Below are 15,130 nucleotides of genomic sequence, written 5' to 3'. Positions count from 1 at the left end.
CTGCTACCTCGACCTCGGCAAGTTGACGACGTGGGCGTCGGGCTCGATGCACATCACGCTCGGCGATCGACCGGGGCCATGCTGCCGCTGGAATTGGACATCCACTTCATCGCACCCGGTCGGCCCGAGGCGGATGAACTTAAGCTCAGCGGCTATCTGGATACGTCGCGGGTGGCGCGCGAAGGACAAGCGGGACGCGTGAGCGGCCGATCCGGGTTCTACGCGATCGGGTCTCAGAAGGTTTTCCACGAGCCAGGAGACACACGCCGCGGGCTGACCATGGCGGCCGAGTGGATGTGGGCCGACCGCCATAGCGCCCGGATCACCCGCTGGTATTCGCTCGATGCGATGTATCGGGGCCCCTTCCCCGGCCTGCCGGCACGAGCCGGATGCGGTGGCTATCGGCGCGCAGCTGATGGCGACCTTCTGAGCGCCGATTGCTTCATGCCTGATGCGCCAGCGCGTAGTCGAAGGCCGCACGCACCGCCGCCACCTGGGCATCGTTGCACTGCTGAGGCGTCGCGCGCGGGCTGTCCGGATAGACCTCGGTGGTCGTGACATAGCGGGCGTTGGTGATGCCTGCGCAGAGCCCGAGTTTTTTGACGTCGTATTCGATCACGCCCGGTGCGACGACCGGCGAGCCGATGATTTCGCCCTGCGCATCGGCGGGTGCGATATGGGTGACCTTGGCGACCGCCTCGATGATGGCGTTCTGGAACGCCGGCTGCGGGTTGCCTGAATCGTCGACGAGGTAGAACCCGTCGGGGATCTCACCCGGCTCGTAATCGACGCCATCGCGCGCGGCCAGTGCCGGGCGGAATTCCGACTCGTCGGAGTCGGTGGTCTCGTGCAGATCGATGTGCACCAGCACGGCATCGACGAGCGGCGCCAGCAGTTCGACCAGCGCGGCCGACTCCGCCGCCGGGCTGTCGACGACGAAGTTGCGGTTGGGGTCGATCGCTTCCGGGTTCCAGCGCAGGATGCGCTCATAGGCCCACGGGCTCACGCAAGGCACGACCAGAAGGTTGGCATGACCGGCGTAATCGTCGCCATGCTCACGCACGAACTGCAGCGCGCCTTCGACGCCACTGGTCTCGTATCCGTGTACGCCACCGGTGACGAGCAAAACGGGAAGCTGGTCGTTCCAGCCACGGCTACGGATCGCCAGCAGCGGGTATTCGCCTTCCGCATACATGAGGCGGCCGTATTCGCTCACATCGAAACGTTCGTGCAGCGGCTCAATGGCACGCAGGACGTCATCCGCGTAGGTACGCGTCTTCACCTGACGTGCGCGCCAGGCGGCAACGTCAGATGCGTTCCAGGGCTGACCGGGCGTGCCGACGGGGTATGCAGGGGTATTCATGGTGGGGTGGCTCATTCGATGTTCTGCACCTGCTCACGCATCTGCTCGATCAACACCTTGAGCTCGACGGCGGCGTTCGTCGTACGCGAATCGACCGACTTCGACCCGAGCGTATTCGCTTCGCGGTTGAATTCCTGCATGAGGAAGTCGAGACGACGGCCGACCGGCTCTTTCAGCGCCAGCACGCGACGTGCCTCGGCGATATGGGTGGTCAGGCGATCCAGCTCTTCGTCCACGTCGACACGCGTGATCTGCAGCACCAGTTCCTGCTCCAGACGGCCCGGCTCCACCGGCTGCCGGATATCGGCAAGGCGTCCCTCGAGGCGGGCGCGCAGGGCGGCCTGGATCTCCGGCAGCCAGACGCGGACGTCGGCCACGATCTTCTCGATGCCGTCCAGACGTTCTTTCAGCATCTCGCCCAGCTTCTGGCCTTCACGGGCGCGGGTGTCGTTGAGGGCAACCAGGGCTCGCTCGAGCACGTCCAGCAGGGCGACCTGCAGGGCGTCGGCGTCGGTTTCCGGCTGCTGGAGCACGCCCGGGAAGCGGAGCAGTTCCGTGAACTCGATGGTCATCCGCGGGAAGCGCTGCTCGAAGTCCAGCGCCAGCTCGGACAGGCGCGCCAGCACCGCGCCGTTGACCTGCGGGCCTTCCGCCGCACCGGCCTCGGCGCGCAGGCGCACCGTGATATCGACCTTGCCACGGGACAGCCGGGCGCCGATCCGCTCGCGCAGGGCGCTCTCGAAGCCGCGCATGTCCTCGGGCAGCCGGGGGCTGATCTCGAGGTACCGGTGGTTCACGGTACGCAGCTCGCAGGTGAGCGTGCCGGACGGGCCGGCGCGCTCGGCGGAGGCGTAAGCGGTCATGCTGCGGATCATCGAAGGCTCGCTTGCGCTGGAGGAAAGGGCGCAATGGTAAACTGACCCACCGCCCGCGCCCAAATCAGGCTCTCCATGACTTTCTCCCGCCCGAGCGGACGCGCAGCCGACCAGCTGCGCCCCGTCACCATCGAACGCCACTACACCCGCCACGCCGAGGGCTCCGTCCTCGTGTCGTTCGGCGACACCAAGGTGCTGTGCACCGCGTCGATCGAAGAGCGCGTCCCACCCTGGCTGCGCGGCAAGGGCGAGGGCTGGGTCACCGCCGAGTACGGCATGCTGCCCCGCGCCACCACCGACCGCACGCAGCGCGAAGCCGCGCGCGGCGGCCAGGGCGGCCGCACCATGGAAATCCAGCGGCTGATCGGCCGCTCGCTGCGTGCCTGCGTGGACCGTGCCGCCCTCGGCGAGCGCGTCATCACGCTGGACTGCGACGTGATCCAGGCCGACGGAGGCACGCGCACGGCCGCCATTACCGGTGCCTACGTGGCCCTGGTCGACGCGGTCGCGACGCTGACGAAGCGCAACGCGATCAAGCGCAACCCGATTCTCGGCGCCATCGCCGCCGTGTCGGTAGGCGTTTACAACGGCGTGCCGGTGCTGGATCTCGACTACCCCGAAGACTCCAACTGCGATACCGACATGAACGTCGTCATGAACGACGGTGGCGGCTTTATCGAGGTTCAGGGTACGGCCGAGGGCCACGCGTTCCGCCGTGACGAGATGAACGCGTTGCTCGACCTGGCCGCCAAGGGCATCGACGAATTGGTGGCCGCGCAGCGCGCCGCACTCGAGACCGCCCCGTGACCGAGGTCCGTGCCGCCACGGCCGCCGATCTCGACGCCATCGTCGCCATCCACCGCGCCGCCTTCGGGCGCGACGCGGAGGCGACACTGGTGCGCAAGCTGGTCGACGCCGGCCGCGCCACGGTGTCACTGGTCGCCGTCGATGACGAGGACACGGTGATCGGTCACGTGCTGCTGTCGCCGGTCTCGATCGAAGAAGGCGACGACGGGAAGTCGCTGGGCCTGGCCCCCGTCGCCGTGCACCCCGACCACCAGCGCCAGGGCATCGGCCATGCGCTGATCGAGGAAGGCATCGGCGCGTGCTTCGTGCAGGACGCGCGAGCGATATTCGTGCTGGGCTCGCCCGCGTATTACACGACGTTCGGCTTCGGCAAGGCGTCCGCGCATGGCCTGCACGATGCATCCGAGGGCGGCAACGCGTTTCAGGTGCTGCCGCTGACGATCGAGGGACTGACCGGCTATCGCGGACGCGTGGACTACGCACCCGAGTTCACGGCCGGAGATCTCTGAACCATGCGTTTCGTACTTGCATCCGGTAACGCCGGCAAGGTCGTGGAACTGGAACAGCTGTTCGCCGGCAGCGGTGTCGAGCTGGTCGCGCAGACCAGCCTCGGCGTCAGCGACGCGGACGAGACCGGCCTGACCTTCGTCGAGAATGCGCTGATCAAGGCGCGCCACGCGGCGCGTATCACCGGACTGCCCGCGCTGGCCGACGATTCGGGCATCTGCGTCGACGCGCTGGACGGTGCCCCGGGCCTGTACGCCGCACGCTATGCCGGCACGCACGGCGACAGCGCCGCCAACAATGCGAAGCTGCTGCGCGAGCTCGACGGCGTGCCGTCCGACAAGCGCACGGCGTATTTCATCGCCGTGCTGGTGGTGCTGCGTCATGCGGACGACCCCGCGCCGCTGATCGCCGAAGGCCGCTGGTATGGGCGCATTCTCGAGGCGCCACGCGGTGAGGGCGGTTTCGGCTACGACCCGCTGTTCCTGCCCGACGGCTACGACGTCAGCGCGGCGGAACTCGATGTCGCCCTGAAGAATCGCCTCAGCCATCGCGGCCAGGCGCTGGACGTGCTGAAGGCGCGCTTCGCCGAGCTCGCATGACGCTGATCCCGCCGCCGCTGTCGCTTTACGTCCACATGCCGTGGTGCGTGCGCAAATGCCCGTACTGCGATTTCAACTCGCACGGCGTGCGCGGCACACCCGAGTACGCGACGTATGTCGACGTGCTGCTGGCCGATCTCGACGCGGATCTGCGTGACATGGGCGAGGCGCTGCACGGCCGGTCGATCGGCACGGTGTTCTTCGGCGGCGGCACCCCCAGCCTGTTCTCGCCCGAGCTGGTCGGACGGTTTCTGGACGGCGCCAAAAAACGCTTCGCGTTCGCGCACGACGCCGAGGTCACGCTGGAAACCAACCCGGGCACCGTCGAGCACGGCCGCTTCGACGGCTACCTCGCCGCGGGCGTGAACCGCATTTCCTTCGGCGTGCAGAGTTTCGACAACACCAAGCTGCACCGTCTGGGTCGCATCCACTCCGCGAGCGAGGCCGCCAACGCGGTGCGCAGCGCGCAGGACGCCGGACTGGACAATATCAACATCGACCTGATGTACGCCCTGCCCGAGCAGGACCTGGCGGGCGCGCTTGACGATGTCGACAAGGCCATCGCGCTGGCACCGACGCATATTTCGCACTATCAGCTGACGCTGGAGCCGAATACGGCGTTCGCCGCCAACCCGCCGCCGCTGCCCGATGACGATGCCGCCTGGGCGATCCAGGAAGCCTGCGAGGTTCGCCTCGCGGAGGGCGGCTACGGACAGTACGAAGTGTCGGCTTATGCGCAGGCTGGCCGCCGTTGCGCGCATAACCTGAACTACTGGCGCTTCGGCGACTACCTCGGCATCGGTGCCGGGGCACACGGCAAGATCAGCGACGCCAGCGGCGTGCGCCGTCGCTGGAAAACCCGCCTGCCTGCGGCCTATCTCGCGTCCGCAGGTCAGCCGGCGCGTATCGGTGGCGACGGCTACGTCGGTGCGGACGACCTGCCCTTCGAATACATGTTGAATGCGTTGCGCCTGATCGATGGCGTGCCCATGGCCGATTTCACGCAACGGACCGGGCTGCCGCCGGAGACGATCGCGCAGGGTCTCGCGCTCTGCCTCCGGCGCGGCTGGCTGGTGGACGACCCGTCGGTCCTGCGCACCACCGCGCTCGGCCAGCGCTTTCTCAACGATGTGATCGAAGCGTTCATGGCGTAACGGTTAGCGCCCGCCTACTCCATAAGTGGTAAGCCGTAAGCCCGCCATAGTTTCGCTGGCGTCGCACCCGCCCGCACACCTAAACTTCCTGCGAAGGTCGGGGAGGACCTTAAGTCATGACACCAGGCACGCCGCCGTACGGCCGGACGGGACCGCATCCCGTCGCCCTGTCGCCGCGCGCCGAGCGCGAAGCGCAGCAGGGCCTGTCGCTTTGCCTGACGTGGCTGGACATGCCCTTGCGGGAGTCGCTGCGCGATTTCGACCGGCGCCTGTTCGCGTCCGCCGAGAGCAGCCGCAACCATCTCGAGCAACAGGCATGCTTCGAGAGCCGCACCATCGTCGAACGCGATGGCCCGGCGTTCCGTAACCGTTTCGCGGCCTGCCTGTCGGAGCGCTTCCGCCATCTGGGCGAGAGCGCGGAGCACAAACCGTCTCTGGCCGGTCAGCTGACCACGGGGCTCAGCCTCGTCGATCCCGAAGAGCAGGAAATCGAGGACGCACTGGCCAGCATGGCTGCCCGCGGTGAAGCGCGCAGCGCCAGCAGCCTGTTCGAACTGGGTTACCGCCTCGCGGTGCTGGCGGGAACCCCGCCACTGGAAGGCGAGGCGCTGCCCGCCGGGCCGCGCGCACTGGCCGCCGCACTGAACGCCGCGGTCAAGCCGATGCCGTTGACCACCGCCCATCGCCTGCTGATGTTCCACGCGGTGGACGCACGCGTGCTGGCGCAGAGCGAATCGTTCTACGGAGCGCTCAACGAGCACTACCGTACACGCGGCATCCTGCCCGGATTCCGTGTCTACCCCAACGTGCGCGTCGCATCCACGCCGGCGACCGAGCGCCGGTCGAAACCCGGCGAGCCCGCGGCGGCAACCGCGACGACGCACGATGCATCCGCCGCGCCCACGGCGACCGCCGAGGGCCACATCGGAGTGCTCGAAAGTCTGCGCAACCTGCTGACCACGCGCGTGCAGACCGGACGTGGCGCCGGTTTCGCTCCAGGCCGTCTGGCCTCCGACGACGAACTGCAGACCGCGCTGCTCGCCCTGCAAGGTCACGTGAGTGATGTCACCGACGCGGCGCAGCGGGAAATCCGTAGCGCCCAGGCCTTGCGCGACGAACTGCTCACCCAGCTCAACCGCAGCCGGCCGGCCGGCTCCCCGCTTGCCGAGCTGTCGCAGGAACAGGGCGACACGGTGGAACTCACCGCCCTCCTCTTCCAGAACCTGGGCCAGCAGGTCGCCACCGCCAGTCCGGCGCGCGCCGTCCTGGGCGGACTGCAATGGCCCATGCTGCGTGCCGCCGTCAACGATCGCGGCTTCTTCGACCAGCCCGAACATCCGGCGCGCCAGCTGCTCGACACGGTGAGCGAGGCCGCACACCACTGGCTCGATCCGACGGAAGGCGAGCCGGATGCGGCACTGGTCGACCGCCTCGAGCGACTCGTCGTGGAAGCCAGCCACGCGCAGGTAATCGACCCCGCGTGGCGCGCGGACATCGAGCAGCAAATCGCCATGCTGGCACGCAAGGCGCATGTCGCCGAGCGCCGACAGATCGAAGCGATGGAAGGTCGCGACCGTCTCGAGCGGGCGCGCCAGCGCGCCACCGAGATCATGGGTGAGCGCATGACCGGCGACGCGCCGCCACGCGGTGTCCTGCGCATCCTGCTGGAACGCACCTGGGCCGACGTACTCGCGCTGCACATCCTGCGTGGTGGCGAGAACGGTGAAGCCTTTCTTCACTGCCTCGGTGTCACCGATCAGTTGCTCGGACGCCGACCGATCGCCGATGTTCAGAAGCTGCGCGTCGAAGTCGAACGAGGACTGGAACATCTGGGCATGCATCCCGCGGAAGCGCGGCAGGTCGCTGGCGGACTGTTCGAGCCGTCGGGACGCGAAGCGACCGATGCCGATCTCACGCCGACCGACGTGGCCGTACGCCTGAAGCAGCGGCCGCGCCTTGGCGAAGGCACGGCGCACGGCGAACCGGTCCCCGCCGTCGAGCCGACGCCCATGGACGGCGCCGCGCGGCGCGTCTACGACGGTTTCGCCACGCTTCGCTTCGGCACCTGGTTCGAATTCACCCAGCCGGACGGCAGCCAGACCCGCCGCAAACTGGCGTGGTTCTCGCCAGCCACCGGCCGCTGCCTGTTCGTGAACCAGCGCGGCGGCCGTGCCGACGATATCGACCTTACCCGCCTGGCCCGCCTCGTCGCCACGAACGAAGCGCGTGAGTGGAGGGAGCAACGTGTGTCGCTGATCGATCGGGCCTGGCAGGCCATAGCGCGCAACCTGCGCCGCGACAGTGACGACACCCGGCGCAAGGCGGGCCACGCATGAACCGCGATTTCGAACAACGTCGCGCACCGCGCAAGCGAGCCACTTCACCCATACCGATCGTGGACGTCATGACCGAGCGCGTGATCGGCCAGCTCGGCAATCTCTCGGCCACGGGACTGATGCTGCTGGGCCCTCATGCGCCGCGCAGCGGTGCCGTCCACCAGGTGGCTTTCATGCTGCCGGGCGCCCAGCATGGCGAGCATCGCGTCGAGATCGGCCTCCAGGAACAGTGGCACGAACCGGCGGCCGCCGCCCGCCAGTTCTGGTCCGGCTACCGCATCGTGGCCGCGAGCGACGACGACGTCCGCGCCATCGACGAGTGGATCGGACCGCCACCGGACTGAACGGAGCCATTTGTCCATGCTTTACGACGCCCCTCGCGGAGAGTCAACATCGCTCCTTATGAGCGACGCCACCACGATCCTGGTCGATACCGAACTCGAACGCGACGATGCCGCGGCCGCCGCCGTCGAGCTGTATCGCCGCCTGGTCGGCGAAGGCAGTATCGCGCCGCTGCCATCGAACCCGTCCGACCCCTGTTTCCCCGTGCTCGACGATCCGCTGTTCGCCGAGAGCGGCGTGCGTGCGATCGGCCTGCATGCCAGCGGTCATCGCTGGCGTGAGGACGGCACGGGCGGCGCCGTACTGATCGACGGTGGCCGTGAGAATGGCATTTTCTGCCCCTATGACGGCAGCTTCTGCATCCGCTGCCCCGAATGCAATCAGCGGCTCGCGCCCGGCGACGATGGCAGCGAAGCCCTCGAGGAAGCCCTGGCGGTGTGGTGCGAAGCGCCAGATTCCGCCTACGTGGCCTGCCCCTCCTGCGCCAACTGGACCCCGCTGACCCAGTGGCGCTCCCCCGGTCACGACTTCGCGGTGGGCCATTTCGCCATCACCCTCTACGGCGCCCATGTGCGGTCCCTCACCGGCGCGGGCGCCGATCACGCGGCGACGCTGCTCCGCCACCGGCTCGGCGATCTGGCCAGCGACTACGCCGTGGTCTTCGCCCGGGGCTGATAGCGCTCCCCGGGGTTGGCTAGGTGCGCACGGAGGCGCACCATTGACGTTTGCCCCACTCCCCTTCCCCGGAGATCACGATGAACGACGCGCTTGCCGCGCTTTACCCCCAGCACCTCGCGACCCTGCGCGAGCGCACCGACACCGCCCTGGCGCGCGGCGGCTTCGAGCATCTGGTGGTGCCCGCCGGCCGGCCGATCACCAAGTTCCTGGACGACCAGGACTACCCGTTCATCGTCAATCCGCACTTCAAGCACTGGCTGCCACTGGTCGACGCGCCGGGTAGCTGGCTGGTCTACACCCCGGGCGAAAAACCGAAGCTGGTCTTCCTGCAGCCGCGTGACTACTGGCACGTGGTGCCCGAAGCGCCGACCGGTTACTGGGTCGACCACTTCGACATCGTCGTCGTGCGTAAAGCGGCCGACGCCATCGCCGAACTGCCGGGACTCGCACGCAGCGCGGTGATCGGCGATCAGCATTGCGGCCTGGAGGACATCGTGGCGAACAACCCGCCCGAGGTCATCGACCACCTGCACTATCACCGTGCGTTCAAGACGCCGTATGAACTCGAACTCATGCGCGAGGCCAGCCGTCGGGGCACGCGTGGTCACCGCGCCGCCGAGCGTGCCTTCCGGGACGGAGCCAGCGAACTGGGCATCCATCAGGCCTATCTGGCCGCCGTCGGCCAGCTCGACGCGGAGCTGCCTTACGCCAGCATCGTCGGGCTCAATGAGCACGGCGCCGTCCTGCATTACACGAACTTCGACCGCAGCGCGCCGGCCGACAGCCGCTCGTTCCTGATCGACGCCGGTGCCAGCGCGTCCGGCTACGCCAGCGACATCACGCGCACGTATGCAGGCAAGAACGCGGGTGAATTCCAGGCACTGATCGATTCCGTCGATGCCGCCGAGCAATCGTTCGTCGCCAGGGTCCGTGCGGGGCAGAGCTATCCGGAGTTGCATGTCCATGCACACCACGTGCTCGCGGGCGTCTTGCGTGAGCACGGCTTCATTCGCATGAGCGCCGAGAGCGCCGTCGAATCGGGTGTATCGTCCGCCTTCTTCCCGCACGGGCTGGGTCACGGCATCGGCATGCAGGTGCACGACGTGGGCGGCTTCCAGGCGGCGGAGACGGGTGGCACGATCGCCAAGCCCGAAGGTCATCCGTATCTTCGTCTGACGCGCAAACTCGAAGCCGGGATGGTCGTCACCATCGAGCCCGGCATCTACTTCATCGACATGCTGCTGGCGGAATTGAAGGACAAGCCGTTCTCGGGCGACATCGACTGGGCCAGGGTCGACGCCTTCCGCAAATACGGCGGCATCCGCATCGAAGACGACGTGGTCTGCACCGCGAGCGAGCCGGAAAACCTGACCCGCGACGCCTTCGCCCTCCTGTAGGAGCGCGCCTGCGCGCGACCGCACGACGGTCGCGCGCTACACCTTCAGATAGATCCCGCGCCGGTCCATCCAGCGCACGACACCCCACCAGATCGTCACGAACACCACACCCCACGCCGCCGAAGGAACATACGGGCCGAACAGCGGCGTCATCCACGACGCAAAAGCGATGCGGTACAGGGGCGCCGTGACACCCAGGGCGATCAACAGGTAAACCATCAACCCGGAACCCGCGTAAGCCGCGATGGCGTTCTTGCCAAAGGCTCGGCCTGGAAGGCGCCAGCCACGCCGATCCACCAGCACGTGAGCCAGGGACAACAGTGCGAACGACACCCCGGCGGTCCACAGGACATAGCTCGGTGTCCACAGGTTCTTGTTGAACGGCCAGATCCCTTGCAGAAGCCAGCCCGCCGCAGCGAATACGACGGCGGCCACAAGCAGCTTTCGCAGCGCGCCCGTGCGCAACCACGCCCCGGCGCGCATGCCGATCAACGTGGTCGCCAGCGACGGAAGCGTCGCAAGCAAGCCCTCCGGATCGTGACCACGCCCCGTCGCGGGATCGATGACGTAAACGAACGGACCGAACACCGTACTGTCTAGCTTACTGGCCCAGTTTGTCCACGGCGACATGCCACCGGCGAGCAACAGCGCCCCGTACAGAACGAGCAATCCAACCCAGACGATGTCCCGGGTCACCGCCCGTGCGTAGATCGCGAGCAACGAAGCGAAAGCGAAGCAGATGCCGATCCGCTGGAGAACTCCCGGAAAACGTAGGTGCGCCTCCGGAATGGCGAGCCATGCGACCACGTTCAGCGCCAAGCCCAGGCCGACGATACGCAGCCCACGGCGAAGGGCGGCATCGCGGATCGGCGACTGCACGGCGCCAGCTTCGACACGCGGCACGATCGCCAGCGCGATCGATACGCCGACAATGAAGAGAAACAGCGGGAAGACCAGATCGGTGGGTGTGCAGCCGTTCCATTCGGCGTGTTCGAGCGGCCACCAGACGTGGCCCCAGTCGCCGGGGTCGTTAACCAGAAGCATGGCCGCGACGGTGAGGCCTCGAAGGACATCGACGGAACCATAGCGCACTGTGTTCTGCGTCATTCGGGATACGCTTGCGCCTGTAGGAAAGCGGAAGGATAACCCCGACAGGGCACGAGCAGATCGTCTCCGTCGGCTCATGCCGATGCCCCGGATTTCAACCGGGCTTTACACACTTTACCTGGTACGTGACCGACGGCGTCCACACGCCATCGAGATCCCGAGCCTCGACGGTGAATTCGACGGGCCCCTTCTCGTCGCCGCGCCAGCACAAATGATTGAAACGATAGGCGTCAGCTTCCTTCTTGCTGTGCACCATCTTAGCCTTGGTGCGACACTTCACCTGCCCGCAATGAAGTTGCGTCGCCCTGATATCGACGGGGTAGACGGGATTCCCGGAAAGTGAAACAGACATCCAAGCATCCTTTCCAAGGTTTGCGGTAAAGGGGGGCTGCTCTTGGACCAGGAAAGGAGCGCACGACGCGCCATCCCGAAATAGCCGCAATCCTTTTGCAACGCCTCTCATTGAGAGCCTTTGAAAGTCCCGCTCCTGCAGAAGCTTCGCATCGTTCGTATTGGTGTGGAAGCCTACTTCCACGATCATCGAGGGAACCTTGGCGTATCGATTTTCACCTTTTGAAGGATCGCCCGTCGGTGCACGTGATACCGAGTAGCTTGCGTATCGGGGGTCGGATCCGAACGATTCCTTCATACTGCAAAGCGTCAGCTCCGCTAGCTTTTGGTCCTTCTCTCGCCCGGGATGCACGATGACTCGGGTGCCCGTGGCGGATGGCGCGCTAGCGTTCGTATGGATATGGACCACAGCGTCAGCACCAATGAAGTTGGCGTACAGCGGTCGACTTCTGATGTCTTGAAATCGCTCCCGCTGCGGATCTTTGTCTTCTGGACTCGTACCCCAGATTTCCGGATTCTCCGGCCTCCAGTTTTCGAGAAAGTACCTGGCAGCGACACTCCGCCATGGCAGACCGCTAGGTTCGTGCACCAAGCTGACTCGGCCACCACGAACCCTCACCGCCTCCACACCACTTGGCGCAACGAACTGAGCAAGATACTCAGCAAAATCCTGAGTTATTTCGTCTTCGAGCACCCCATTTATGCGTTCGCGCTGCATGGTCCAGCCATATTTCCCATGAAGGTACGCACCATGACCCGCAGCGACTACTACCTTTGCGGCCTGATCAGCGTCGGCACGCTGCATTGTCTGGGATGGAGTGACGGTATTCGTGAGGGGGACGGCTTTATTGAACCAATAGTCCATATCTCGACCGCCAATTCTCCAGTCTACGAAAGTAAATCCAGGAATTTTATCAGTCAGATCTTCGAGGCCGGTCCTTATCCAACCCTGCATGTCCTCGAGCTCCAATCCACCGACATAACGACCGAAGCTCTCATCAAGCTCGAGGATCACGGAGTTTGAAGAACGATCCAGGGAGGCCCGGATAGTCACAGGCCGGGTGACCTCTTCGAAAAACTCGCGGCTGTTGGCTATCTCGTTGACTCGCTCGCCTATTGCTTTCTCAAGCTGCTGCCACTGCACGTCGGTCAGCGGAGTTGAGGGTGGGATCTGGTCCTGGGCAAATGAGGGAGAAGCTACAAGCAATCCAGAAATCATGAATGCGCAAATAACTTTCTTGCGGAGGGTCGAGCGGAAGGCCCAATAAAAGTGATGCATGTCGACATTCCTGGCAGGCCGCATATGCGGCCTGTCCATACTCGACATTTACCTTTTTTAACGGCATCGGCCGCGCCTGCGTCGTTACGGGCGCAAACGCTCTGGCCACGTAAGCCACGCCCGCGGTTGGTCAGCGCTCGAGCGCATCCGGTGATTTCGGCACCATCGCCGTCATCACATCCGGCGAGCCCTTCGTGACCGCCACGTCATCCTCGATGCGAACACCGATACCCCGCCATCGTCCATCGACTCGCTTGTCGTCAGGCGGCACGTAGATACCCGGCTCGACCGTGACGACCATGCCCTCTTCGAGAATGCGCGGCTCCCCATCGATGCGATAGTCGCCGACATCGTGGACATCGAGACCGAGCCAGTGCCCCGTCTTGCTCGGGAAGTACGGCTTATAGCTGCCTTCCGCAATCGCGCGGTCGGCGCCGCCCTTGAGTATCCCGACAGCGCAAAGACCCTCGACGATAATGCGCACGGCCGCGTCGTGCGAATCGGCGAAGGAACGCCCCGGGCGCACCGCGTCGATCGCCGCCAGCTGCGCTTCATGCACGATCTCGTACAGCGCGCGCTGCTCCGTCGTAAAACGACCACCGACGGGGAACGTACGCGTGATGTCGGACGCATAGCAATCGACTTCCGCGCCGGCGTCGATCAGCAGCAGATCGCCCTCGCGCAGAACCGCACGATTGGCCTGGTAATGCATGATGCAGGCGTTGGCGCCACCAGCCACCGTCGGAGGAAAGGCGGGAAACGCGCCCTTGCCGCGAATCGTGCGAAGGATCTCACCTTCGATTTCGTATTCGGCGACGCCGGGCCGCGCGATCGCCATCGCCGCGACGTGCGCCGCCCCCGCCACTTCCGCCGAGCGACGCATCAATGCCAGTTCGTCTTTCGACTTGAAGAGCCGCATGTCGTGCAGCAGATGGCTGAGCGCGACGAGGTCTTTCGGCACCACACCGCCGCCACGTGCGGTGCGTAAACGACGCATCCACGCGAGCAGCCGTGCGTCGAAGTCGGGCTCCTGACCGAAATGGCAGTAGACCCGCGCGCGCCCCTCGATCATCCCCGGAAGGATGTCGTCGATATCGTCGATGGGGAAGGCATCGTCCAGACGAAGTTCGCGCGCCGCACGATCGGTGCCCATGCGCTCGCCATCCCAGCGTTCGCGCTCGGCATCGCGCTCGCGGCAGAACAGCACGGTCTCGCCGTGCGCTCGCCCCGGCAGCAGGGCGAGCACGGCTTCCGGCTCATCGAAGCCGGTGAGGTAATGAAAGTCCGAGTCCTGTCGGTAGGGCCACGGGGCGTCGGCATTGCGCATTCGCTCGGGAGCGGCGGCAAGGATCACCACCGCGTCCTCACCGGTCATACGCATCAGCTCCCGGCGCCGCCGGGCGTACTCGGCCGCGGCAATCAATGCAGGGTGTCGTTGGCCGGTCGGGAGGCGCGGCTGAGTTCGGCGTGCAGCAGCATGGCGCCAGCGCGGACGAATTCTTCGAGCTCGGTCAGGCTTTCGTCGTTGACGTCGTCGTCCGCGTCGAACTCGAACTCCGTGGTGGCGATGCCGGCCATGTCCTGCAGCACTTCCTTGGCGTCATCGCTCATGCCCCGGTTGACTTCGACCGAGCCGCCGAGGCCGAAACCGCCTAGAAAGCCCTGGACCCAATCGGTCAGGCCCTCCGCGCGTTCCGGCACGGGTGCGTCGTCATCGGGAAGCCACGGCGAAAAGGTCAGCTCGGGGTCGGCCAGCCACTCTTCCGTCTGATGACGCAGCCGGGTCAGCATGGCCTGCTCGTCCGCATTGGGTGCGGGATCGGGCTCGAATTCGAGGGCGGACAGCACGGAGCCGTGAGGGAAACGGCCGCCGGCACTTAAGTAACCCACGAGAGAGCCATGAAATTCACTGACCGATATGGACAGCTTGCAGCGGGCGATGAGTTCGGCGATCTCTTCCGGATCGACGGTCTGGTTGGCCGACATGGCGGATACTCCTGGGAAACTGAGCGGTCAGTCTAATGCAGCCGCCTTCACGCTGCGCCTGCCTTCCGCTTCACGGATTGCCGACAGCGCGAAAACGTCCTGTTATAGTCCGCGCATGACGAACCCGGACGCCTTCAAGACTGAACTGGAAGCCCTGAGCGCCACGCTCGACCGGCTCGTCGACACCGTTCGCCGTCTTACCGAGGAAAACCGCAGTCTGCGGCACAGCCAGGAACAGCTGGCGAACGAACGTGCGGGGCTGATGGCGCGCAATGAACAGGCGCGCAGCCGCGTGGAAGCGATGATCCAGCGCCTCAAGGCGCTCGAGAACACGGGCTGATACCTCCTT

At 65.8% G+C, this 15,130-nt stretch carries 15 protein-coding genes; 9 read left to right on the top strand and 6 right to left on the bottom strand.

Features of this window, described 5'->3' with window-relative positions:
- Window positions 1-442: 442 nt before the first annotated feature.
- Both FA87_RS02000 and FA87_RS01995 read right to left on the bottom strand, forming a co-directional pair.
- Entirely contained in the window at window positions 443-1,363 is a 921-nt protein-coding gene (locus tag FA87_RS02000) for a succinylglutamate desuccinylase/aspartoacylase family protein (RefSeq protein ID WP_043692042.1), read from the bottom strand.
- Between the two features lie 11 nt (window positions 1,364-1,374).
- Window positions 1,375-2,238, bottom strand: a complete 864-nt coding sequence (locus FA87_RS01995) for a YicC/YloC family endoribonuclease (RefSeq protein ID WP_036116235.1) — start codon at window positions 2,236-2,238, stop codon at window positions 1,375-1,377.
- Between the two features lie 75 nt (window positions 2,239-2,313).
- Here FA87_RS01995 and rph point away from each other — a divergent pair, with 75 nt between their 5' ends.
- The 8 genes from rph to pepQ all read left to right on the top strand — a co-directional run bounded on the left by rph (window position 2,314) and on the right by pepQ (window position 10,058).
- Window positions 2,314-3,045, top strand: a complete 732-nt coding sequence (gene rph / locus FA87_RS01990) for a ribonuclease PH (RefSeq protein ID WP_036116236.1) — start codon at window positions 2,314-2,316, stop codon at window positions 3,043-3,045.
- Window positions 3,042-3,554: an N-acetyltransferase gene (locus FA87_RS01985; protein ID WP_036116239.1), complete on the top strand. Its 513-nt coding sequence runs from the start codon at window positions 3,042-3,044 to the stop codon at window positions 3,552-3,554. Before rph ends, FA87_RS01985 begins: the two co-directional genes overlap by 4 nt.
- 3 nt (window positions 3,555-3,557) lie before the next feature.
- Window positions 3,558-4,151, top strand: coding sequence for an RdgB/HAM1 family non-canonical purine NTP pyrophosphatase (gene rdgB, locus FA87_RS01980; RefSeq protein ID WP_043692041.1), 594 nt, complete (start codon window positions 3,558-3,560; stop codon window positions 4,149-4,151).
- The gene (gene hemW, locus FA87_RS01975) at window positions 4,148-5,305 is read left to right on the top strand and encodes a radical SAM family heme chaperone HemW (protein ID WP_043692039.1); all 1,158 of its coding nucleotides are present in this window, start codon (window positions 4,148-4,150) and stop codon (window positions 5,303-5,305) included. Before rdgB ends, hemW begins: the two co-directional genes overlap by 4 nt.
- 116 nt (window positions 5,306-5,421) lie before the next feature.
- Window positions 5,422-7,641 carry a DUF1631 family protein gene (locus tag FA87_RS01970; protein WP_052191090.1) on the top strand — a complete coding sequence of 740 codons (2,220 nt, stop codon included), beginning with the start codon at window positions 5,422-5,424 and terminating at the stop codon, window positions 7,639-7,641.
- Window positions 7,638-7,985: a PilZ domain-containing protein gene (locus tag FA87_RS01965; RefSeq protein WP_043692037.1), complete on the top strand. Its 348-nt coding sequence runs from the start codon at window positions 7,638-7,640 to the stop codon at window positions 7,983-7,985. Before FA87_RS01970 ends, FA87_RS01965 begins: the two co-directional genes overlap by 4 nt.
- Window positions 7,986-8,043: 58 nt before the next feature.
- Complete coding sequence (locus FA87_RS01960) at window positions 8,044-8,658, top strand: hypothetical protein (protein WP_043692035.1); 615 nt, start codon at window positions 8,044-8,046, stop codon at window positions 8,656-8,658.
- A gap of 80 nt (window positions 8,659-8,738) precedes the next feature.
- The gene (gene pepQ / locus FA87_RS01955; protein WP_043692032.1) at window positions 8,739-10,058 is read left to right on the top strand and encodes a Xaa-Pro dipeptidase; all 1,320 of its coding nucleotides are present in this window, start codon (window positions 8,739-8,741) and stop codon (window positions 10,056-10,058) included.
- Between the two features lie 36 nt (window positions 10,059-10,094).
- Here pepQ and FA87_RS01950 read toward each other — a convergent pair whose 3' ends face one another.
- The 4 genes from FA87_RS01950 to FA87_RS01935 all read right to left on the bottom strand — a co-directional run bounded on the left by FA87_RS01950 (window position 10,095) and on the right by FA87_RS01935 (window position 14,781).
- Window positions 10,095-11,165 carry a heparan-alpha-glucosaminide N-acetyltransferase domain-containing protein gene (locus tag FA87_RS01950; protein WP_036116252.1) on the bottom strand — a complete coding sequence of 357 codons (1,071 nt, stop codon included), beginning with the start codon at window positions 11,163-11,165 and terminating at the stop codon, window positions 10,095-10,097.
- 94 nt (window positions 11,166-11,259) lie between these two features.
- Complete coding sequence (locus tag FA87_RS19625; RefSeq protein WP_052191089.1) at window positions 11,260-12,795, bottom strand: N-acetylmuramoyl-L-alanine amidase; 1,536 nt, start codon at window positions 12,793-12,795, stop codon at window positions 11,260-11,262.
- Between the two features lie 130 nt (window positions 12,796-12,925).
- Window positions 12,926-14,218 carry an aminopeptidase P N-terminal domain-containing protein gene (locus FA87_RS01940; protein WP_043692029.1) on the bottom strand — a complete coding sequence of 431 codons (1,293 nt, stop codon included), beginning with the start codon at window positions 14,216-14,218 and terminating at the stop codon, window positions 12,926-12,928.
- Window positions 14,215-14,781 (bottom strand): UPF0149 family protein, encoded by a 567-nt coding sequence (locus FA87_RS01935; RefSeq protein ID WP_036116256.1) that lies wholly within the window; start codon window positions 14,779-14,781, stop codon window positions 14,215-14,217. Before FA87_RS01935 ends, FA87_RS01940 begins: the two co-directional genes overlap by 4 nt.
- Before the next feature lie 115 nt (window positions 14,782-14,896).
- Between FA87_RS01935 and FA87_RS01930 the strand changes: the two genes are divergently transcribed.
- Window positions 14,897-15,121 carry a TIGR02449 family protein gene (locus FA87_RS01930; RefSeq protein WP_036116258.1) on the top strand — a complete coding sequence of 75 codons (225 nt, stop codon included), beginning with the start codon at window positions 14,897-14,899 and terminating at the stop codon, window positions 15,119-15,121.
- Window positions 15,122-15,130: the final 9 nt, after the last annotated feature.

Origin of the sequence: Luteibacter sp. 9133, assembly GCF_000800155.1 — a bacterium.
Classification (GTDB): domain Bacteria; phylum Pseudomonadota; class Gammaproteobacteria; order Xanthomonadales; family Rhodanobacteraceae; genus Luteibacter; species Luteibacter mycovicinus.
The sequence above is the reverse complement of the archived record's forward strand: the minus strand, read 5'-3'. Positions and strand labels throughout refer to the sequence as shown.

Bases quoted from the DNA above. Each gene is read 5' to 3' on its own strand.
- FA87_RS01965 (WP_043692037.1), top strand. From the start codon at position 7,638: ATGAACCGCGATTTCGAACAACGTCGCGCACCGCGCAAGCGAGCCACT.
- FA87_RS01930 (WP_036116258.1), top strand. From the start codon at position 14,897: ATGACGAACCCGGACGCCTTCAAGACTGAACTGGAAGCCCTGAGCGCC.
- rph (WP_036116236.1), top strand. From the start codon at position 2,314: ATGACTTTCTCCCGCCCGAGCGGACGCGCAGCCGACCAGCTGCGCCCC.
- FA87_RS01935 (WP_036116256.1), bottom strand. From the start codon at position 14,781: ATGTCGGCCAACCAGACCGTCGATCCGGAAGAGATCGCCGAACTCATC.
- FA87_RS01950 (WP_036116252.1), bottom strand. From the start codon at position 11,165: ATGACGCAGAACACAGTGCGCTATGGTTCCGTCGATGTCCTTCGAGGC.
- FA87_RS19625 (WP_052191089.1), bottom strand. From the start codon at position 12,795: ATGCATCACTTTTATTGGGCCTTCCGCTCGACCCTCCGCAAGAAAGTT.
- FA87_RS01970 (WP_052191090.1), top strand. From the start codon at position 5,422: ATGACACCAGGCACGCCGCCGTACGGCCGGACGGGACCGCATCCCGTC.
- rdgB (WP_043692041.1), top strand. From the start codon at position 3,558: ATGCGTTTCGTACTTGCATCCGGTAACGCCGGCAAGGTCGTGGAACTG.
- FA87_RS01995 (WP_036116235.1), bottom strand. From the start codon at position 2,238: ATGATCCGCAGCATGACCGCTTACGCCTCCGCCGAGCGCGCCGGCCCG.
- FA87_RS02000 (WP_043692042.1), bottom strand. From the start codon at position 1,363: ATGAATACCCCTGCATACCCCGTCGGCACGCCCGGTCAGCCCTGGAAC.
- pepQ (WP_043692032.1), top strand. From the start codon at position 8,739: ATGAACGACGCGCTTGCCGCGCTTTACCCCCAGCACCTCGCGACCCTG.
- FA87_RS01960 (WP_043692035.1), top strand. From the start codon at position 8,044: ATGAGCGACGCCACCACGATCCTGGTCGATACCGAACTCGAACGCGAC.
- hemW (WP_043692039.1), top strand. From the start codon at position 4,148: ATGACGCTGATCCCGCCGCCGCTGTCGCTTTACGTCCACATGCCGTGG.